Genomic DNA, 18,175 nt, shown 5'->3' with positions numbered 1-18,175 from the left:
GAGGCTGTGGGAGGAACAGGCGCCGAAGCGCGGGAAATAAAACGCCCCGTCGGTGCGGGGCGTTTAGTTGATCTGCTCGATAAGCCAAGGCGGCGTTACCGGGCGCTTATCTATCGAAGGAAACCCAACTACCTCGGGCCAATCCCGCAGGGCCTGGCGATAAATCTGCAACTGCTTGTATTGCTCTGCAGTGATTGTGGTCGACCGGCCCGCCTCCAGCTCGTCTCGGTGCCGCGCTACCAGCGGATCAGTGTTCAACAATATCCGGTCCCGCGATATGCGTTCGGCAGCCGCCAGTTCTTCCGCTGTCGGTCCAGGCGCGGCGACAAGTGTCGGGAAGCCCTTGCCATCACTTGTCAGAACAGTGCCGCCTTTTGCGAGTGCCCGAAAGATAGCGTCGTGGTCATCCTGCGATATTTGCACGAGCTCATTTTCTGGAGGAAGAAGACACGCGGGATTCTGAACAGCAACCAAAGGAGCGGTTGCAGAGCCTTCATTTTGATCTTTTGGCGGGGCCCAGTCGGGGTCTGGCACCTGGATAGTGCGGGTGCTGTGCAGGACGTCATTGAAAAAGGCATTTTGTTTCGCACTGTAAAATATGTTCACTGACTAAAACCCCCTGGCTGTAACAATGACCACCAAGCCATCCTGGCCGACTCCGGCCCACTCCTCCATTCGCAAAGTGCACCCCGTTTGAGTGCCAGCTGAATAGACGGCCTGTCCACAAAAATTCCCTGAGCTAGAGGCCTGACGAAAGCTGATGACGGCGTGGAGGAACTGCGTTGGAAACTGAAAGGGCCAAGTAATGTTGATGAGTCTTCCATGCTGGAAGTCATTAACGGGCACCTCTATCCACTGGACTATTTCACCGGTGTCTGCGTTCTTGCTCCAGCCTGCTGGGCCAAGGGACGCCGTATCACGTGGACGATTGCCGGAGTGCCAGATCGTATGGGCCACGCTCCCCATACTCCAGCCGCCAACTTTGAGCTGATTGTCGGTGTCTAGGCCAAAATTGACTCCAAAGCTCCCTGGCCGATGAAAGCTGAGCACTGCGGCAGCGGTAGCATTTGCGCGAGCTTCAAACCCGCCAGCACTGCTGCTGGTGCCAGCAATCGTACCCGTGGTGGCACTCGTGCATGTGAGGCTTTCTCCAGGGTTCAACACCTGGCCTTTCTTGATGTAGTCAGCAAGCCCGCTATTCAGTTCGGTCTTGGTCGCGCCATCAGTAATGCCGTAACCGCCAAGGGTCGTCGCCTTGTTCGCTTTCGACGCCAGGGCATTGGTCATGGTTGTAGCGAAGTTCGGGTCGTTGCCCAACGCATCCGCAAGCTCTTTTAACGTGTCGAGTGCGCCGGGCGACGCTGCGACCAGCGCGGCCACCGCTTGATTGATCGCCGCTGACGTTTCCGGCTTGGTGAAAGCATCGGTGATGCCATAGCCAGCCAGCGTGGTCGGGTTAGCACCACTGACAACAATGCCGCGCTTGTCGATGGTCACCTGCCGGTAAGTGCCGGGGATCTTACTTGCCGGCAGCGCCGCGGCCAGCGATTCGTCGACGTATTGCCGGGTCGCCAGCACTACCGCCGGATCAATCTTGAGCACGATCTGGGCAGTATTCGACACAACAAAGTTCATGCGAATGATCTGGGTCTTGCCGGTGCCCTGGGCCAACAGAGGCTTGAAGCTCGGGGCGCAATTGGCCACCGCCACGAGATCGCCGTCTGCATCGAAAAGACCGATCTCACGAATCCAGCGCCCGCCCACATCGGACGGGATCACCTGCTCGGTGATGATGATGTTCGGGTTCGCCGGGTCAGTGCGTACCTGATTGACCGGGGCCCGGCGCCATTCGTTGATCAGCTTGGTCTGGGTCCGGTTCGGGATGGGGTCGGTGCCGTTGGCATCCCCTACCACCATCTCCTTGAAAGTCCAGGGCACACCGAGCGCCGTAGCGTTGGCTTGTTTCGCCTCGCCTACCGCCGTGAGGATGGCGAAGAACTGACTATTGGAATCGATCATGGGTACACGTCCAGGGTGTCTATTTCATCAATGCACACGACCTGGCCATAACGGCCGGTCACTTCAATATCGCGGGGTGTCGGGGGGTAAACGTCGATCACCTCGCCCTGGTCCACATAGGCGCCGTAGCCGATCACCCCGGAGGTTTCCAGGCTGATGGCCAGGCCCGTCATATGACGACTGATGGGCTTAGCGTCGTCGATTAAGCGCGTGAGTTCGGCATACATCTCTTCGGTGATGCCGGTATCCAGCACGCCGACCTTGAGAGCAAAGGTGGCCGGCTCACCAGTGGGCACCGTCTGCCACCACTCGACCACCTCGATCAGGTAGCCCAGCGGCTCCACCACCCGGCGCAACGCACCGATGGTGCCCTTGCGGGCATGGATGAAGTGGGCCGCCCGGATCGCGTTACGCTTGACCGTCTCGGACCAGCGCGGGTCCCAGCGATCCACCGACCAGGCCCAGGCCAACTGGGGCAGCAGATGCACCGGACAGGTCGCGGGGTTGTACAGGGTGCGCAGCACAATCGAGGTGTCGCCGGCATTCGCAGCCTCAAGGGCCCTTTCCAGCGGCGTGCTGTTAATCGGCAATAGGCTGGTCATGTCAGCCTCCCAGGGTGACGCTGTAGCCGGTGCAGTACGCCGCCTGGGCCCGCGTCGGGGCAATGTCCTGCCACCCTGGCAACTCAACCCGGGCCACGCCGGCCACATGCAGTTGGGCATCAATGGCTGAACGGGCCACCTCGATGCCCAGGCGCCGGCGCGGGTTGACCCAGGCGGCCAGCTTGCGCTCTGCCTCTGCCAGCGCGGCATCACTCTCCGGCCCTGGCCCCTTCATGTGCAGCACCGCGTCAATGCGATACGGCAGCACCTGGGCACTCTGGACTGTGACCCGATCTCCCAGTGGCCTCACATCCTCATCATTGAGGGCTGCCGCGACAGTCGCCAGCAGCTCGGGAGCGGCCGCGCCGTCGCCTTCCAGGCTCAGCACCGTGACCGTCACACAGGCCGGCGACGGGCTTTCGGCCTCGGCATCCGCCACCAGGGCCGAGGCATTGCGCGCATGTAGGATGTAGCTATTGCGCGGCCCGGCAGTGGTCAGTCCTTCATAGGCCAACTGGACACGCTCGCGCAGTGCGTCGTCGGACTCCTTGACCTCCTCCACCGGTGGCACTGCCTGCGGATCTCCGGGCTGGACCACCAGGCGCTGTAAGTTGACGTTGGCCGCCAGGTGATCCAAGTCCGTGCCCTTGGCGTGGGCCAACAACAGCGCCTTGGCCGCGTCGTTGACTCGGGCCCGCAGTTGCATATCCCCGTAAGCCGACAGCTCCAGCTGCTTGGTGACCGGGTCGCTCTCCAAGTCTGCAGTCCAGTTTTCGCCCATGTGCCGGCGAAAGGTTGCCAGCTTGGCCTGGTACAACGCTTCAAAGTCCAGGGCTTCCAGCACCTGCGGCGCCGGCAGTACCGACAAGTCCAGCATGCTCATGCCGTCACCTCCAAAACCGCGTTATTGCCCAGGTACTGGCCGACCAACTCGAAGCTGATCTGGCCACCCACCACCGCTACCACCCGTACCCGCTCCAGCTTCAGGCGTGGCTCCCAGCGCAATAGCGCCCGAGCCACCTCAGCCTGAACCGCGCTTTTCCAACCGCCGGTCACCGGCAAGTCGACATAGCGGCGCAGGTTACTGCCGTACTCCGGCCGCATCCGACGGCTGCCCAGCGGCGTGGTCAGGATGTCCTCGATGGACTGCCGCACATGCTCGATGCCCGACAGCGGCTGGCCGGTGCGGCGATCCATTCCGATCATCGCGTTACTCCTGCTGCAGATCCGGGTGCTTGCTCAGGTACTCCAGCGCGGCGCTGTCGCCAGCGTCAGCGGATACCTGTCCCTGGACCACGGCCAACTGGCGGCCGTCCGGCAGGATCAACACCCGGGAGGTGTAAAGCGTGTCGCGGAACACTGTAGGGCTGGCTCCGGCGGCTTCAGCAGGTAGCTTCTTGGGGGTGGACATACATTCCTCCAGGTACAAAAAAGCCGCTCTGGGCGGCTGGGTGTGAGTGACGGTCGCAGGGGTATCACTGCGGCGGTGCAGTTGAGGCAGGCCCAGGCAGCACGCCCAGGTGGGTATGGGTCGACCCGACGTTCACCCCGTTGTGCTTCAAGCTCGCGCCGTTGATTAGCACTTCGCCATTCAAGGTGATTTGCCCGGACAGCGTAATGGTATCGGCCTTGCCGGTAATGGCGCTGTCAGTCACCACCGCCGAGCTGCCACCGACCTGAATGGTCACCGTGCCGCTGGGCAGGTTGATGCTGTAGCTTTTGGCCTGCCAGTCGTAAACCAGCGAGCCGCCGTCGTCGAAGCGCCAAACCTCGACGTGGTCGCGGTTGTCAGGCTGGGGACCGGCATTGCCATACAGGCCAGGCACGAAGGTGCCTTGTGCTGGCTCGCCACTGGGGCTGATCAAAGCCCCCTGCTCACCCAGGCTCGGCGCCCGCCAGTGCCGGGCCTTGCCGGCGGCCTGGCTGTGCCAGCGCACCCAGGCGCTGGTCCAGCCCGCACCATCAGAAACCCGCACCGTCCCGCCGGCGAGATCTACACCGACCACACTGCACGGGATGATCAGGCCGGCCAGCATACGGTCGTGTTGTGCGCTGACGTAGCTCACGACAACTCCTCGGGCCGGACATCACCGACACCCTCGCCCAGATTAAACACCAACGTGCCCGGCGGCTGATCCGGCCACGGCCATTCCTCTTTGCCGAGGTAGATTCCCTGGGTCCATTCCACAACCCAGACTACATAGGTGTCCAGCTCGGGCCGCGTCCAGTCCTGGGCGGCCCGTACAAACACCGCAGGGTCCACCTCAACGCCCCACGTCTGCATACGCAACAGCACTGCAATCTGCGAAGCGGCAAAGGCGGCTTGCTGCTGGGGCTGTTCCTGCTCAGCCCCCACGATCACCCGCGCCTCAAAGCGAGCATCAAGTACGGTTTCACCGGTAAGCTGATCTTGACCCGGCTCCAGCTCCACCAACTCGATCACCACCGCCGGGATAGCCACAGACTCCTTGAACAGGTCAGGCATGGTCGCCACGTAAGCCAAGTCGGGGATGGCATCGCGGATATGCTGCTCTATCGCGCCGTATAACTGCTCCAGGCTGAAAGGTTCATCAGACACGTTTGCCACCTCGCAGGTACTTCTGCAGCTCAAAGTTCAGTTCTTGCTCAAGGATCGCCAGCAAGCGCTCGTCAGCACGCCTGACCCACTCCTCGAACGTCGGCCGCACGTCATCCAGTGACACCTTAGCCTTGGCCAGGGGAAAGCGGTCATCCTGCTCAGACACCCAACCCGACCCCGAGCCAACACCAGACACCTGACTCTCGGGGTAGTCCTTCGAGTTGAAATGCTGGCTGCTGGTCCGAATCCAGATGTCGGCCTGATTGCCATAGACCTTCTTGAAAAAGGCTCCCTGATAGCGCCGCCCCACGACCGACACACCCGACCGGCTCTGGCGGGGCCGACCGATCCGGCTCGACTCAATCGGGTTGATGCCGAACCAGAGCCTGCCCTGCCCGTTGCTGTTGACGGTGTACGCCCGCAACCGTTGACGTACAGCCCCAACCGCAATGCGCTCCTTGCTGCTGACAGCGCGGGCGATGTAAGTCCGAAGCCAACGCAAGGTCTTGTTAATCGCCCGGCGCTGGGCCGCAGCTGCGGCCTTGGGTACCACTGCAGCAAAGTCCTTGAACGCCTGCATATCGACGGCCGAAGGTTGCAGCGTGATCATGCCGTCGCTGGATGATTGTCTGACGTAACTGCCAATGCTCATGCCTTAGCCCTCAGTACCAGCGCCACCCATCCAGTCCCGCCCGGCTCCAACCGGACAAGGTCATAGCTCCCGCCGCCATCCTGGGCCGGGAGGTCTATGGAGACGTGCCGGCCCGGGGTGATGCCTGCTGCATCGCTGACGCGGATCTCAAAACGAGGCTCCCGAAGGCCCGTATTAATCCTCCCGAGTTTGGGCTGTAACCAGGGCGCAGCGAGAAAGCCAGGGATCGGCCTGTCGATGCCCTCGATTACCGCTTCATCGCCTAGGACATCCAGCAGGCGCGCATCCATCACTGCCACTTGGTCACGGAACGACATGATTAGTCGTCCTCGCCCTGGGCAGCGTCGAGCTTGCCGCGCTTGGTGATCTTGCCCTCCTCAAGCAGCAGATCCCGAACCTCGGTGCTAGGGGGCACATAGACCTCGCCTGCCCTTACAACCTCGGCGCCGTCCTGAATGCAGCCGTCCACCACCACGTATTCAACTTTCGCGGCCATGTCACACCACCTTGGCGTAGATGAAGGCGTTCGGTTCCAGCAGGCCGGCCAGGGCTGCGCTCTGCAGTTTCAGCCAGCGCATGCTCGGTTCCTGAGTCACCCAGCTTTTCGGGAAACGGGCCGCCTCGACCAAGCCGCTCTCGATGGCTTCGAGATCCTGAATCGCGCCGTACAGCATGGCGTTGCGGGTGGAAGTGGACCCCAGGATCACACCACCGGCAGGAATCAGCGGTGCCTCGTCGCCGCTGTCATCGTCCAGGTACCATTCGTTGTAGGTATACAGATCGACGCCTGGATCATTCAGGTAGCCCAGGTAAGTCACCCCATCTGGCAGCAACTCGGGCCTGATCAACCCCATGTCCACCCGGCGACTGTTGAGCTGCTTGAGGACCGTGTCATTTTTCTGGAAGGCATCCTGAGCCTCAGCGCTCAGCACAGCGACGCCAGCAGTACGGCCGGAGTCCTTGGCCACTTTGCGCTGCCATTGGCGTAGGTTAGCAATCGGGTCCGAGTCTGGGGTAATCCAGCGCCCGGCACCGAGGGTGATCTTGTGGCTGTCTTCCATCAGGAAGTCGATGGTGTCATCGACCCCCTCGCCAATGACCCGGACCTTACCCGTGGTCAACGCCTGGGCGCACATCCACTCCTCGCGGCGGATGATCTGCTCGTCGAGATCAACCAGGTCCTTACCCAACTGTTCACCGGCTCGCTGCAGTGGCGTGCGGGTAGAGAAAGGGTTTTCCCCGGGCGAACGCTTCAAGATCAGCTCAGCATTGGTCGGCAGCTTGGGCTGAATGTAGGGCGGCTCATAGGTGTTCGAGACAAAGCCTTTGCGCGACGCCACGCTGCCCGGCAGCGAAGGGTGAACGAAAGGAGCCATTTTGCGCTGGCCCTTGATGATGTCGATGGTCACCGTCTTGGTCCCGAAGGTTTCCGGCATGGAACCGTTGAAGAAGGTGTCCATCAGAAAGCGGCGCGGCGTGCGGATCTGCTCGACCGCCTGCAGCATGGTCATGGTGTCGAAAATGTCAGTCATGGTGGCTCCGTTCAACGAATGAAGATAGACAGAGGACGCAGAGCGGCCTTGGCTTCGGCCAGGGTCAAGCCCTCGCCCAGTGTGAGTTGGTTGCCCAGCACTTGGCCGGTCAGGCGAATAGGCGCGCTCTTGGCGCCGCCGGCCGTGTCAACGTCCTGATCGAGGACGGCACAGGGGTTTTGCGAGCCGTCCTCCGCCGCCGCCTTGCACAGCACGTACTCCTTGGATGCGGTCACTTGGCCCAGGACCGCCCCGGCGTGCAGCGTCTGGCCAGAAGCGATCACGCCGGCCTCCATCACCACAGGAAAGTCACCCGCCGAGATCTGGCGCGGCACATAGGTTTCGCTTTTAGGGTTGCTCATGGATGTCTCCAATTAACGGCGCGAGGCGCCTGCGACGATTGCGCTAACAGCGGCTTGGCGTTCGGCCAGCTTGCTGTCGCCAGTTGGGGTTGCGCCGGTAGCGCCCTGGGCATCGCTCTTGATGCCCTGGAGCGAGATACCGCGATCCTGGGCGGCCTTGAACAGCACCAGCGCGGTGGCCTCGACCGAGCTGCCGGTATCGATGGCCGCTTCGATCTCCTTCTCGAAACCCTTGCTGGCCAGGGCGTTGATGCCCTTGATGCGCTCACGCTCGGCCGTGGCCGTCTCGGCACGGATCGCAGCGAGGTCCGGCTGGTCGGCCTGGGCAATTTCGATGGTGTTCGGGTCGGTGCCGGCTGCCAGAGCTGCGCGCAGATCGGCCGTGGTCTTAACGGTGGTCATTGTGTGTATCCTTGGGTTGGTGATGGCCGGCTTGGCCAGTTCGGTGATCAGGGCTTCCAGCGAGCCCACGCGGTGGGCCAGGCCGTGCTTGACGGCATCGGCGCCGACACGCAGCCCCCCGTGGTCGCCCATCTCGGGGACCTTCTCTGCGGCGACGCCCAGGTTGCGGGCGACCTTGCCCACAAACACTTCGCCCAGGGCATCGATGGTTTCGCCGATCTTGGCGCGGCCCTCTTCAGTCGAGAGGTCAGGACGCTTGTTCGGCGCGTCGCGGCTGACGATCTGGTAACGCTTACGTCCGGTGGCGTTCTCGTTCTCGACCACAGCCTCGACAACAACGCCGATGCTTCCCGCCAGACTGGCCTCATCGATCACGATCTCGCTGGCGGCGGATGCGATCCAATAGCCGGCGCTCGCCCCCGTGCCGCCGATGTAGGACACGATGCGTTTGCGGGAGCGACCGGCGAAGATCATTTCCGCCAGCTCGTTGATACCGGAAGCGACACCGCCCGGGCTGTCGATGTTGAGGACAATCGCCCTGACCTTCGGATCATCCAGCGCACGCTGAATGTCGGTGGCCAGGACCTGGGTGCTGGTGGCACCGCTGATCTCGGTGAACAAGTTCGCGTAACGGAAGATCGGCCCAATGACCGGCACTACCGCCACGCCGTTGCGCAGGGTGACCTGGCGGGTGTTTTCCAACCGCTCGCCGCGCTTGGCCTCCAGCGCCATCGGATCGCCCATGCGATCAGAGATGGTCAGCAGGTTATCCAGAGCGGCAGGCAGCATCAGCCAGGGCTGCGAGGCAGCCAGCTCAAGTGCTCGCGGCATGTCTATTCCTCTTCGGGGGTAGGCTCGGGCGGGTTTTCCAACCCACTCTTGGGCAGGGCCTGCAGGTTGTGTTTCCGGCGTTGGTCGACCTCGCGCACGCGCTGGCGGAACACCTGCTGCCAGGGCTCGCCGGTCATTGCTGCTGTCTCCAGGGTTTCGTTGCTAACGCCGATCTCGATGCGCTTGCCGGCGGCATTGGCCTCTTTCAGCTCATCGATGGCACCACGGGCCGGACCGATCCAGATGGCCTGGCAGTAAGCCTTGCGCTTGGCTGGGTCACCGTAGCCGGGAAGGTCGATCAACCCTCGGGCCACCGCCTCATCGATCACCAGCTCGCGACTGGGTTGGCAGAAGTCGCAGGCCAGCCACCAGCGGCGCAGGCTGTAGAAGCGCCACGCCTGCAGCATTGCAGCCCGGGCGGCGCTATAACTGCTGCTGTAGTGCAGCAGCAACTCCTCCAGCGGCAGCTCCAGAGCGGCACCGATCTCCTTGACCACCGCAGTGAAGAACGGATCGAACTGTGCGTTAGGCCGGCCGGGGTTGGCCGTAACGGGCTCCTCACCCACTCCAAGGTCAACGATTGCACCCTCGCCGAGACTCAGCTCACCATCAGAGGTGTTGTCGCCATCAGGGCGCTCTTCAGAGAGCGCCGTCATCGGCAAATTGCCCGCCGAGAAGGCGTCACCCTTCTTGATAAATACGGTGAACATGGCCGAGACCACCGCCGCCATCAGCTCCGCGCTGCTGTAGCGCTCCAGCTTCTGCAACGGCTCCAGCACCGGGGCCAGGTAGGGCATACCCCGCTTCTGCCCGGGCCGCTCCTTATCGGCAAGGACATGCAACACACGACGTCGGCCAGTCTCGGCACCGAACGCGGTAAGGCGTTCCCAGCCCAACGTTTTGCCCGCCAGGTGTTCACCGGGATAGCCGGTGCAGACGTGATAAGCGACCGGCGCACCCAAGGAATCAAACTCGACCCCATCGACCAGGTCGGCCCGGTCCATACCGCCGTTTGGATTGCTGACCCGATCCGACTCGATCAGCTGCAGGCGCGTGCTGAAGATGCACCCAGCCCGCTCTTGGTCCGGGCTGGCCACCAGCACATCACCAGCCACCAACGAGGACACCAGCACCAGGGCCTGCAGTTGATAGTGGTTCAGCGTCGCCTCCGCGTCGCACTCCCGAGGATCGTCGGCGTACAAGGACCACAATCGATCTAGCCGGCCGTTCAGCTCATCCGCCTCCTCTTCACTCAGGCCCAGCGCCTCGTTGTCGACCTGCGCCCGGCAGACCAGCCCGGTGCCCACTACGTTGGTACGCAAGCGCGTGATGGCCGCTCGGGCGACCAAGTGATTGCGCATGGCATCGCGGGAGCGCGCCACCAGCATGCGCCGCTCGCTCTGGTTGAAGTCACGGCGCGGGCTGCCCAGGCCAGGGATCCAGCTGGCCATGCTACGCAGCACGCGGGAGGCTCCGCGCCAGCGGGTTTCAACGCCGCCACCCCCACCCTGAGCGACGATCTGCCGATCATCGGTCGAGGCCCTGGCAACCCGGATAGCCTCGCGCATCAGCTGCTCAGGTGCGGACTCACGTGTACGGAATGGCCACATGATCAGATCCCCACGTAAGAAACGCGGCTACGGCCACGCCCCTTGAGCGCGGCCTGCTCGCTAGCCACCTGTTCGGCGTACTGTTTCTCCAACAGACGCAAGCTGTTGAGTTCCGCCAGTTGTACCTCGCGATCCGCTCGGCGCAGGCGCTGACCGGTTTGCAGGACGGCCGAGATCGCCGCCCGTACTTCCGCAAGGCGTTGTTGTGCTTCTGTCATGGTGAACCTCGGTTAGCCGACGCGGCTCCGGGTGCCCCTGCCGCGAGAAAGTGCGCGACGAGGAACCGGGGCTACCGCCTGCTCAGTGGTAAAGAGGGTGGGCTGAAGCAGTTGCTGCTCCAGCTGGTCCCATTCGTTGTCGCGCAGCAGGTGGGTCTTCAGGCTACGAGCGGCGTGCAAGGCATACACCTCGCAGTCCAGGGCTTCGTTGCGCCGTCCGGCCTTCTTCTGCCACACCATCCGACTGGGGTTACGCGGGTGCGGGGCCAGCACTTCGTTGGTGAGCTGCTCGTAATAATCAGAGCGGATCTCGCTGTACCAGTGCATCCGGCCCGGGCCGTTGCCCTTGAGCCGCATCCGGCCATCGATCAGCGTCTTGGCCTTGTGCGTGCCAACGATGAACACCCGCAGGCCGTACTTGGCGGCCTTGGTGTTGTCCTGGCTGGTGTCTGCCGACTGGGCCGGCTTGGTGAAGATCTCCCGGTCGCGGCTGTCGATGGACGCGCCCTTGATCGCCATGATGTTGAAGCGTTGCCGGTCACGCACGTAGGTGTACACCGCATCACTGGTGTTACCGTCCGAACTGTCGAGGCTGACCGCCGAAACTGCGAGCTGTGCGCCACCTTCGACCGGAATCGGCGTGGCAATGATCTTGTCCAGTTCGGACCAGACCGGGTCGTGGGGGTCGATGGGGTTGCCGGGCAGCTCGCCCCAGTACAACCGCCACGACTCCTCGCCCCTGCCCCAGCCCACGATCACCAGCGCCAGGCGGTCGCCCTGAACGTCCACCCCGACCGTGACCAGCAGCACGCCTTTCGGCGCGGTCAACTCGGCGTAGGGTTCGGCTCGTTTTTCCAGCTCATCGGTCTTGGGCGCGTTGCCCTTGTACTCGTAGCTTTCACCCATGGAGCTGTTGGTGAAGGCGATCATCGGCCCGATGTTGCCCTTCGACGCTGCATGCTCAGCCTGCAGCTTCTTCTCCATCAGCACCTCGAACCGCGAGCCGTGGAACGTGGCATAGAGTTCGTTGAGGATGTAGCCCGCGATACCGCGAAACTCGGCCGTCGCCTCCCAGCGCCCGTGCTTGAGGTTAGCGTTCTTCTGGTGGTCATCCCAGATCGAGCCGCAGTGCGGACATGAGTAGTAAGCTGTTTCGGGCCGTCGCTTGCCGTAGACCTCGTGGAAGTAGCTGGGGTCTTCGTCGCAGTGCAGGTGCTCGAAGCTCAGTGCGTGCGACTGTTCGCAGTCGTGACACGGCACCAGGCCCACGCGCTTGTCCGACAGTTCCAGCTCCGCATCGATTGCCGACAGCCCCTTGATGGTCGGGGTGCCGCCGATGATGATCTTCGAGCGGCGGAAGGTCTTGAGGCGTTCCTTGGCCAGCTTGATGCTGTCCCCCTGCCCCCTCAGGTTTAGGTTGCAGTCGTCCGGCTCCTCCACGGCGACCCGTGGCACAGGTGTCGACTTCACGCTGGCCGGGCTGTTGGAGCCGACCATCTTGAGGAAGCCGCCCGGGAAACGCTTGAAGTCCTGGCGCTGCTGCAGCTTGCGGCTACGCAGGTCGACCTTCTTGCGCAGCCGTGGGGTTGCCTCGATCATCGGCTCCAACTTCTCGGCAACGTATTGCTTGGCGGCCTCGGCCTTGGGAAACAGGATCAGGATCGGCGACGGGTCCAGGTCGATCCATTTGCCGATGGCGTTGCCCATCACGCCCGAGGTCCACGCCACCTGGGCCGATTTGCGGCCGACGATCTCGACGACGTTCGGATCGTCCAGGGCTTCCAGCGGGCCACCCGGCCAGATCAGGTGGGGCGTCTTGTCGAACCGGTACTTGCCCGGCGTGGCCGACTCTTCTGGCGACAGCCAGCGGAACCGGTCCGCCCACTCGATAACGCTCATCCGTGGCGGCGGTGCCCACTTGCGGCACGCCCGGCGCATGGCCTTAATCGCAGTCTTCCTCAGCGCCCTCCGTGTCGCCTTGCTGGTCATGATCCCAATCGAGATCGGCATCGTCCTCTCCATAGGCTGACAACCTCCTCAGTATCGATTCGATGGGTTCGCGGATAAGTTGTTCATCCACCTCAACCCCGTATCGGGCCGACAAGGTCGCCGCCAGTTCATCGGGAAACGTGTTGAGCAGTTCGATCTTGGCGGAGGTGATCACAGCCTCGAAGCGCTCGACCATCTCCGCCTCAATCACAACCTCGCCCAGGTCCTTGGCCAGCGCCAGCTCTTCGCGGTCGCCGCGTATCCTGTCGAGCCGGTCCCGGGTGGATTCCTTCTTGCCATTCAGGGCGGCTTGGTGAATCAACCATTCGATCACCGCCTGGGTGTCGTACTGGTTTTCGTTGCCCCGCCCTAACCCGAACTCAATCACCGGCATCCCGTCGTTCTGCCACCGGCTCAGGGTGCGCTCATCGCGACCGACGATCTCACTAAGCTCGGGCTTGCCGACTGTCTTGCCCATTGTTAAGTCCTTGAAAAGACGGACATCCCTGCACTGATCTCAGCTGCAGGGAAACCGCGAGTTCGCTAACCCGTGTAGGGGCCGGCCCCGGGGGAGGACCCAAAAATCTGAAAATTCGGCCCGGCTCGCCGGGGCCTCGCCCCTACCATTCAGGCCGTCCCGCCGCTGGGTGGCTGCTCCGAGACGCCGATCCGCTTTGCCGCCCACCGCTCGTACAAGCCAATGGCAACATCCGCCCCGGCCATCGCCGTCAGGCAGCCAAAGGCACCCGCAGTCCAGACCGATACACCGGCGCCGATCAGCAGCATCATTGCCGCCATCCCGCAGACGATGCAGGCACCGGACCGCAGCGCGAGACGCCGAACCAATGCCCAACCTCGCGCTCCTTCCTTGTCTGCCCGCCACATCTCCCCCGAAACGCCGCCCACCAGGGCCAGGACGATCACTAACCAGATCGGCATCTCTGCCAGTGCTTGTTGCTCGTTCGTCATCGCCCGCCCCTTAAACGCAAAAACCCGGCGCAAGGGCCGGGTTTGGTGTGTGGATGCCTGCCGCTCTCTGCGGTCGCACCTATCGAAGATGGCTACTTTTTACAGGTGGATTTTACTGGCAGCAACCCTGTTTTAACGCCACCCGGTGAATGTCTAGTGAACGCCTAGGCAATGTCGGCGAATATCTTTATTTCGGCTATCAGCGCCTTTGGCGCTGTCCTGCCTGTCCCACTGATAGTGAGTCAGGCAGGACAGCTACAGGCCCCGAAATACAAAGCTCTGCCCTACTGCCCTACCTCTATCTTTCCTTTCTCGCCTGTAAGAAGAAATTGAAAGGCACGCGTGCGCGCCCAAGGCGCGTAGTGTGTGCCCGCTGCGCTCATGTGTGCGCATGACGCGCTGAGAGGTTGGACAGTAGGACAGCCCACGAATGACAAGGCCCGCGCTTGTCCTGCTGCGTTAAAGCGCAGTCGGACAAGGCGAGCCAGTAGGACAGCAGCAGACGTAGCCAGGGCGAGGCTCAAGCAGCCCTCCCCATGAGCAAGCCGTCGATGTACACGTGAGCCTCATGCAAACGCAGGTAGTACGTCCTGGCACTACAGCCGCAGTGCAGCATTTTCTGCGAAAGCAGGCTGTCGTGATTGCAGTAATGCTCCATCACCACCAGGGCCAGCTCGGGCGGCAGGTGTTTGTTGACGATCAGCTCGATATCGGCCGATTCATCCAGCAGCACCCGACTGCCACGGGTTCCCCGTATCAGCTCGCCTTTGCACGCCATCAGCATGGCAATCATGTTGCCGCCGCCCGCACTACCGATGGCCAGGGTCGTGGGCATGTGCAGATCCTGGGCCCAGAGCTTGAGCATCTCGTCGATTCGCTTAATCAAAGCAAGGCTCCTCCTCCATCGGCGCCACCTGCAATGCAGATCCGCGCCCCCAGTTGGTCGGCTTCTGATAGGCCCATGGGCGTATACCACTCTTCGCCAACGCCGGCATACGCCTCTTGCGCCACCCCAGCCGATGCATAATCGCACCCACGCGCATCTGCTCCGGCTTCCCCCAGTGGCTAGGATCAATCTTCAGAACCTCGGACAGGATCTGACTGCCGGTGGTGGTCTCTCCCAGGTGCGACTCTTCCAGCCACTTCAGAATTGGCACCTCCCATTCATCCACCACAAAGCGCTCTTCCTGCGCCTCGGCGAACAACGGCGCTTCGTCGCGGATCACCCACCAGATATCACCCGCCTGATAGCAGCACATCGCCTCGGCCCAGAGCTGATCGCGGATCTGCCGCAGTTGCTCCAAGTCCACCTTGGTACAAGCCACCGGCCAATAACGCCGGTTGCCGGTGGCGTCCTTTAGGTATTCATCTTGGTTGGTGGTGCCCACGAAAACACACTGGCGTGGCACGTCCATCGTTCTGCGGCCGTAGCTCTCGCGGTAGGTGTCCACCGAGGCTGAGAAAAACTGCTTGGCCTTGGTCGACTCGGCTTTGTTGAAGCTGTCCAGCTCGCCCAGTTCGATGATCCACTTGCCCCGGATCGCCTGGAACGCATCCTTGTCGCCCAGGGTAAACGGCGTATCCATAAACCACGAACCGCCGAGAATGCTCATCGCCGTCGACTTACCGGCGCCCTGGGCACCTTCCAAAATCATCACCGAGTCCGCCTTGCACCCCGGCGCCATCACCCGGCCCACCGCCGAAACCATCCAGCGCTTGCCGACCTTTGAGCTGTAGTCGGTCGGTTCCACACCCATGATCTCGGTGAGCCAGGAATCAAGCCGGGGCACGCGGTCCCACTCAAGGCCGCGCAGGTAATTGCGCACCGGGTGAAACGCTCGATAGTGCGCCACCACGCTCACCGCCTCGATCACGTTGCCGACCTTGACCCGCAGGTTGTACTGCTGCGCGAGCCACTTCATCACCAGCATGTCGTCGATGTCGGCCCAGTCGCCGGAGTCGCCGCCATAGGGCGGTACCCGCAGCTTGACGATCTTGGCGCTGAACGAACAAAAACCGATCACCCCGGCCCAGCGCTCATCGTTGCTCAGGATCAGTTCAACGTTCTGCATATGCGCGATCAGCATGCCGCTGTCGCTGCGGGCCAACAAATCCCGCCAGCCGCCCGCGGCGGGTGGCCTGACCACCGCCAGTACCTGACGACGCACCGCCTCCAAACCTTCGGCGCAATGCAGGTCGTTGAAGTCGGTCCACTTGATCTCCCGCTCGCCGGAAAAGATCGGCGCCACCACCTGGCCGCCGACCACCGCCGCTGCGTTCTCCGCTCGTTCCTTGCCGGGATTCCAGGGCTCTCCGTTAGGACGCGTTGTCTTCCAGTCATCATCCCGGCAGACAATGATCGGACGGCCCGGGAAGCGCTCACGCATCGCCTTGGACACCGGCATGAGATTGCCCGCATCAAAGGCGATGGCCACGGTCAGCGAAGTCGCCATATGCAGGCTGACGCCGGTCGCGTACCCCTCGCAAACCAGAATCGGTTCACCCGGCTCCGGGTGTGGACCGACCAAATGAAAGGCCCCATCCTTCGACATCCCGTAAGGCCAATAGGACTTGTCGCGGCCAGTGTTCTGCTGCTTCTCAGGATAGATAACCTGCAGGCCCACAATCTGGTCGCGCACGTTGCTCATGGGCACCAGAAACGCCCCCGAGCGCGGTGCATAGCGCACACCGAAACCAACGATCTGCTTTCGGTCCAGGTAAGCGCTTTTGCCCTTCTCCGGCATACGCTTGAACAACCCGGCGGCACGCTTTGCCGCACGACGCGCTGCATTAGCCGCCACTTCCGCCGCCCTGCGCTTCGCCTCTTCCTGCCGGGCGCGCATCACCTCACGCTCCTCGCTACTCATCCGGCCGGGTTTGACCTTGATCTTCTGTGTCACACCCGAACGCCAGTCGCCAAAGCTGCCGAAGATCAGGGTTTCGCCCTTCTCGGTGTAATGCTCATGCACCACGTACCAGCCGTTTTTCTCCTTGCCCTTATCCTGCGCCGTCTTGCAGCGGGTGAGCTTGCCGAACACCAACGGCTGCGCGGGCTCCAGGCCGTAATCGGCGAACTGCCCCAAAACCTCATCAAGCATGGCGGGCCCTCCGCACTTCATCAATCTCCTGACAGGTCACGCACAAGGTGCATCCGGGCTGCGCCAAGCGGCGCGCTTCGGGAATAGGACCGTCACAGTCTTCGCAGATGAGGAAGGAGTGCGCCGCCAACTCAGGTCTCAGCAACTGACGCGCCGCAAGCGCTTGATCGAGGCGCTCTTGCACCAGATCGTTGGCAAAATCCGCAATGTCAGCCATGGTCCGCCCCCCGAGTGGTCTGGTTGACGTAGGAGGCACGGTTAAACATGCCCAGCAGCCCCTGTATGCCGCGAAACACCTGCAGGCGGATTTCGGCCAGCTCAGCATCACTCACCACGCCATCACCGATGCTCTTGGCCCAGGTGTCGGCCAGGTCGGCAACCTGACGAAAATACACCGCGATGCCCGTGGTCAGCGTCTCCGGCATGTCGTTGGTGTAAGCCTCGGCCAACTCCTGCCAGATCGTGTCCCCTACCAAGGCATGCACCGCATCGAGAATGCGCCGGTCCTTGGTCAGCTCAAGAATCTCTCCGAATTCTTGAATGTTGATGCTGTGGCTGGGGTGGGTTGGAGAGAGCTTGTGCTGCAGCGTGGTTGGGTTGCGGCCGGTGGTGGCGGCGATGGCAGCGGCGCCACCGGGATAGTCCCGGGCAGCATGGTAAAGCGCGAGATCGAGCGGCAAGACTTCCCGCTTGGCCCGCTCAACAGAGTTCAGAGCAATACGGCTCATGGCATTAATCCTTAAAAGTTGCCAGTGCCGCGCAGCATGCAGTGGTGATACATTTACTGCGTGGCTTGTAAGGGCCCAAACGCCGGCTAGATCCTCAAGATCGACACCAGCACCGTGCCGAGGCGAACAATCCGTTGTTCACCTCTGGCGCAACAGCTGCCCAATCTGTGGTGGAGAAGGCAGCAACCCAAGGCTCCGAGCCTTGAAAGCGCGGTTGAAATAGACGTTTTTGCATGTGGTGTGCGCGCCTACCTAAACCGCGACCCGGCGACACTGTGGTGGTGTGTGCTGGGAGGAACTGGGCGATCTTTGGATCGCCTTTTTTCTAAGCTGCTTGAGTTACACCTAAATCAGGCGGAAAAACGTCATCAAGCGAACATGCAGCACCAAGCTTGTTTAGCGCACGAACAATTGCCCGACACTCCGAAAGCCCAGCATTGCGCCGCCCGGCCTCGTAATTGCTAACACGCGTCTGCGTCCAACCAAGCTCAACCACCAAATCTCTTTGCCTAATACCTGCTTTCTCTCGGTGCTCAGCAATACGGTTCATAAGGGGTCTCCGATAACACGGGGCAATCTTAAGCA

At 62.2% G+C, this 18,175-nt stretch carries 24 protein-coding genes; all 24 read right to left on the bottom strand.

What is annotated here, in order from left to right:
• Positions 1–63: 63 nt before the first annotated feature.
• The 24 genes from BM382_RS30815 to BM382_RS30700 all read right to left on the bottom strand — a co-directional run bounded on the left by BM382_RS30815 (position 64) and on the right by BM382_RS30700 (position 18,140).
• Positions 64–606 carry a phage tail assembly chaperone gene (locus BM382_RS30815; protein ID WP_072444066.1) on the bottom strand — a complete coding sequence of 181 codons (543 nt, stop codon included), beginning with the start codon at positions 604–606 and terminating at the stop codon, positions 64–66.
• A gap of 3 nt (positions 607–609) precedes the next feature.
• Positions 610–2,019 (bottom strand): phage tail protein, encoded by a 1,410-nt coding sequence (locus BM382_RS32150; RefSeq protein ID WP_239690442.1) that lies wholly within the window; start codon positions 2,017–2,019, stop codon positions 610–612.
• Positions 2,016–2,621 (bottom strand): phage tail protein I, encoded by a 606-nt coding sequence (locus BM382_RS30800; RefSeq protein WP_072444068.1) that lies wholly within the window; start codon positions 2,619–2,621, stop codon positions 2,016–2,018. Before BM382_RS30800 ends, BM382_RS32150 begins: the two co-directional genes overlap by 4 nt.
• Position 2,622: 1 nt before the next feature.
• On the bottom strand, positions 2,623–3,504 hold the full coding sequence (locus tag BM382_RS30795) for a baseplate assembly protein (protein WP_072444070.1): 882 nt from the start codon (positions 3,502–3,504) through the stop codon (positions 2,623–2,625).
• Positions 3,501–3,827 carry a GPW/gp25 family protein gene (locus BM382_RS30790; RefSeq protein ID WP_072444073.1) on the bottom strand — a complete coding sequence of 109 codons (327 nt, stop codon included), beginning with the start codon at positions 3,825–3,827 and terminating at the stop codon, positions 3,501–3,503. Before BM382_RS30790 ends, BM382_RS30795 begins: the two co-directional genes overlap by 4 nt.
• Before the next feature lie 4 nt (positions 3,828–3,831).
• On the bottom strand, positions 3,832–4,032 hold the full coding sequence (locus BM382_RS30785; RefSeq protein WP_072444075.1) for a hypothetical protein: 201 nt from the start codon (positions 4,030–4,032) through the stop codon (positions 3,832–3,834).
• A 64-nt stretch (positions 4,033–4,096) separates the two neighbouring features.
• Positions 4,097–4,687 carry a phage baseplate assembly protein V gene (locus BM382_RS30780; protein ID WP_072444077.1) on the bottom strand — a complete coding sequence of 197 codons (591 nt, stop codon included), beginning with the start codon at positions 4,685–4,687 and terminating at the stop codon, positions 4,097–4,099.
• Entirely contained in the window at positions 4,684–5,199 is a 516-nt protein-coding gene (locus tag BM382_RS30775; RefSeq protein ID WP_072444262.1) for a hypothetical protein, read from the bottom strand. The genes BM382_RS30780 and BM382_RS30775 overlap by 4 nt, the downstream gene beginning before the upstream one ends.
• On the bottom strand, positions 5,192–5,851 hold the full coding sequence (locus tag BM382_RS30770) for a hypothetical protein (protein WP_072444079.1): 660 nt from the start codon (positions 5,849–5,851) through the stop codon (positions 5,192–5,194). The genes BM382_RS30775 and BM382_RS30770 overlap by 8 nt, the downstream gene beginning before the upstream one ends.
• Complete coding sequence (locus BM382_RS30765; protein ID WP_072444082.1) at positions 5,848–6,168, bottom strand: head-tail joining protein; 321 nt, start codon at positions 6,166–6,168, stop codon at positions 5,848–5,850. Before BM382_RS30765 ends, BM382_RS30770 begins: the two co-directional genes overlap by 4 nt.
• A 2-nt stretch (positions 6,169–6,170) precedes the next feature.
• Positions 6,171–6,347, bottom strand: a complete 177-nt coding sequence (locus BM382_RS31985; RefSeq protein WP_170866366.1) for a hypothetical protein — start codon at positions 6,345–6,347, stop codon at positions 6,171–6,173.
• Between the two features lies 1 nt (position 6,348).
• Positions 6,349–7,383, bottom strand: coding sequence for a major capsid protein (locus BM382_RS30760; protein WP_072444084.1), 1,035 nt, complete (start codon positions 7,381–7,383; stop codon positions 6,349–6,351).
• An 11-nt stretch (positions 7,384–7,394) separates the two neighbouring features.
• Positions 7,395–7,745, bottom strand: coding sequence for a head decoration protein (locus tag BM382_RS30755; RefSeq protein WP_072444087.1), 351 nt, complete (start codon positions 7,743–7,745; stop codon positions 7,395–7,397).
• Positions 7,746–7,757: 12 nt separating this feature from the next.
• Positions 7,758–8,978: a S49 family peptidase gene (locus BM382_RS30750; RefSeq protein ID WP_072444089.1), complete on the bottom strand. Its 1,221-nt coding sequence runs from the start codon at positions 8,976–8,978 to the stop codon at positions 7,758–7,760.
• A 2-nt stretch (positions 8,979–8,980) separates the two neighbouring features.
• Complete coding sequence (locus tag BM382_RS30745) at positions 8,981–10,588, bottom strand: phage portal protein (protein ID WP_072444092.1); 1,608 nt, start codon at positions 10,586–10,588, stop codon at positions 8,981–8,983.
• Between the two features lie 2 nt (positions 10,589–10,590).
• A complete protein-coding gene (locus BM382_RS30740) occupies positions 10,591–10,806 on the bottom strand; it encodes a hypothetical protein (protein ID WP_072444094.1) in 216 nt (71 codons plus the stop codon).
• Between the two features lie 12 nt (positions 10,807–10,818).
• Positions 10,819–12,705 (bottom strand): phage terminase large subunit family protein, encoded by a 1,887-nt coding sequence (locus BM382_RS30735; RefSeq protein WP_170866365.1) that lies wholly within the window; start codon positions 12,703–12,705, stop codon positions 10,819–10,821.
• 43 nt (positions 12,706–12,748) lie between these two features.
• A complete protein-coding gene (locus BM382_RS30730) occupies positions 12,749–13,273 on the bottom strand; it encodes a terminase small subunit (RefSeq protein WP_072444098.1) in 525 nt (174 codons plus the stop codon).
• Positions 13,274–13,422: 149 nt separating this feature from the next.
• Entirely contained in the window at positions 13,423–13,764 is a 342-nt protein-coding gene (locus tag BM382_RS30725; RefSeq protein WP_060839751.1) for a phage holin family protein, read from the bottom strand.
• Between the two features lie 520 nt (positions 13,765–14,284).
• Positions 14,285–14,650: a PA0613 family protein gene (locus BM382_RS30720; protein ID WP_072444100.1), complete on the bottom strand. Its 366-nt coding sequence runs from the start codon at positions 14,648–14,650 to the stop codon at positions 14,285–14,287.
• A complete protein-coding gene (locus BM382_RS30715; protein ID WP_072444102.1) occupies positions 14,643–16,862 on the bottom strand; it encodes a virulence-associated E family protein in 2,220 nt (739 codons plus the stop codon). The genes BM382_RS30720 and BM382_RS30715 overlap by 8 nt, the downstream gene beginning before the upstream one ends.
• Complete coding sequence (locus BM382_RS30710) at positions 16,855–17,079, bottom strand: TraR/DksA family transcriptional regulator (protein WP_072444104.1); 225 nt, start codon at positions 17,077–17,079, stop codon at positions 16,855–16,857. Before BM382_RS30710 ends, BM382_RS30715 begins: the two co-directional genes overlap by 8 nt.
• Entirely contained in the window at positions 17,072–17,590 is a 519-nt protein-coding gene (locus BM382_RS30705; RefSeq protein ID WP_047287319.1) for a phage regulatory CII family protein, read from the bottom strand. The genes BM382_RS30710 and BM382_RS30705 overlap by 8 nt, the downstream gene beginning before the upstream one ends.
• 325 nt (positions 17,591–17,915) lie before the next feature.
• A complete protein-coding gene (locus tag BM382_RS30700) occupies positions 17,916–18,140 on the bottom strand; it encodes a helix-turn-helix transcriptional regulator (protein WP_072444106.1) in 225 nt (74 codons plus the stop codon).
• Between the last annotated feature and the right edge of the window lie 35 nt (positions 18,141–18,175).

Origin of the sequence: Pseudomonas sp. NFPP25 (genome assembly GCF_900116505.1) — a bacterium.
In the GTDB taxonomy this organism is placed as follows: domain Bacteria; phylum Pseudomonadota; class Gammaproteobacteria; order Pseudomonadales; family Pseudomonadaceae; genus Aquipseudomonas; species Aquipseudomonas protegens.
The sequence above is the reverse complement of the archived record's forward strand: the minus strand, read 5'-3'. Positions and strand labels throughout refer to the sequence as shown.

What these genes read in the sequence shown, in the direction of transcription:
- BM382_RS30740 (WP_072444094.1), bottom strand. Translation starts at nt 10,806, where the DNA reads ATGACAGAAGCACAACAACGCCTTGCGGAAGTACGGGCGGCGATCTCG.
- BM382_RS30770 (WP_072444079.1), bottom strand. Translation starts at nt 5,851, where the DNA reads ATGAGCATTGGCAGTTACGTCAGACAATCATCCAGCGACGGCATGATC.
- BM382_RS30800 (WP_072444068.1), bottom strand. Translation starts at nt 2,621, where the DNA reads ATGACCAGCCTATTGCCGATTAACAGCACGCCGCTGGAAAGGGCCCTT.
- BM382_RS30730 (WP_072444098.1), bottom strand. Translation starts at nt 13,273, where the DNA reads ATGGGCAAGACAGTCGGCAAGCCCGAGCTTAGTGAGATCGTCGGTCGC.
- BM382_RS30725 (WP_060839751.1), bottom strand. Translation starts at nt 13,764, where the DNA reads ATGACGAACGAGCAACAAGCACTGGCAGAGATGCCGATCTGGTTAGTG.
- BM382_RS30755 (WP_072444087.1), bottom strand. Translation starts at nt 7,745, where the DNA reads ATGAGCAACCCTAAAAGCGAAACCTATGTGCCGCGCCAGATCTCGGCG.
- BM382_RS30765 (WP_072444082.1), bottom strand. Translation starts at nt 6,168, where the DNA reads ATGTCGTTCCGTGACCAAGTGGCAGTGATGGATGCGCGCCTGCTGGAT.
- BM382_RS30735 (WP_170866365.1), bottom strand. Translation starts at nt 12,705, where the DNA reads ATGAGCGTTATCGAGTGGGCGGACCGGTTCCGCTGGCTGTCGCCAGAA.
- BM382_RS30745 (WP_072444092.1), bottom strand. Translation starts at nt 10,588, where the DNA reads ATGTGGCCATTCCGTACACGTGAGTCCGCACCTGAGCAGCTGATGCGC.
- BM382_RS30700 (WP_072444106.1), bottom strand. Translation starts at nt 18,140, where the DNA reads ATGAACCGTATTGCTGAGCACCGAGAGAAAGCAGGTATTAGGCAAAGA.
- BM382_RS30785 (WP_072444075.1), bottom strand. Translation starts at nt 4,032, where the DNA reads ATGTCCACCCCCAAGAAGCTACCTGCTGAAGCCGCCGGAGCCAGCCCT.
- BM382_RS30795 (WP_072444070.1), bottom strand. Translation starts at nt 3,504, where the DNA reads ATGAGCATGCTGGACTTGTCGGTACTGCCGGCGCCGCAGGTGCTGGAA.
- BM382_RS30705 (WP_047287319.1), bottom strand. Translation starts at nt 17,590, where the DNA reads ATGAGCCGTATTGCTCTGAACTCTGTTGAGCGGGCCAAGCGGGAAGTC.
- BM382_RS31985 (WP_170866366.1), bottom strand. Translation starts at nt 6,347, where the DNA reads ATGGCCGCGAAAGTTGAATACGTGGTGGTGGACGGCTGCATTCAGGAC.
- BM382_RS30710 (WP_072444104.1), bottom strand. Translation starts at nt 17,079, where the DNA reads ATGGCTGACATTGCGGATTTTGCCAACGATCTGGTGCAAGAGCGCCTC.
- BM382_RS32150 (WP_239690442.1), bottom strand. Translation starts at nt 2,019, where the DNA reads ATGATCGATTCCAATAGTCAGTTCTTCGCCATCCTCACGGCGGTAGGC.
- BM382_RS30715 (WP_072444102.1), bottom strand. Translation starts at nt 16,862, where the DNA reads ATGCTTGATGAGGTTTTGGGGCAGTTCGCCGATTACGGCCTGGAGCCC.
- BM382_RS30790 (WP_072444073.1), bottom strand. Translation starts at nt 3,827, where the DNA reads ATGATCGGAATGGATCGCCGCACCGGCCAGCCGCTGTCGGGCATCGAG.
- BM382_RS30760 (WP_072444084.1), bottom strand. Translation starts at nt 7,383, where the DNA reads ATGACTGACATTTTCGACACCATGACCATGCTGCAGGCGGTCGAGCAG.
- BM382_RS30750 (WP_072444089.1), bottom strand. Translation starts at nt 8,978, where the DNA reads ATGCCGCGAGCACTTGAGCTGGCTGCCTCGCAGCCCTGGCTGATGCTG.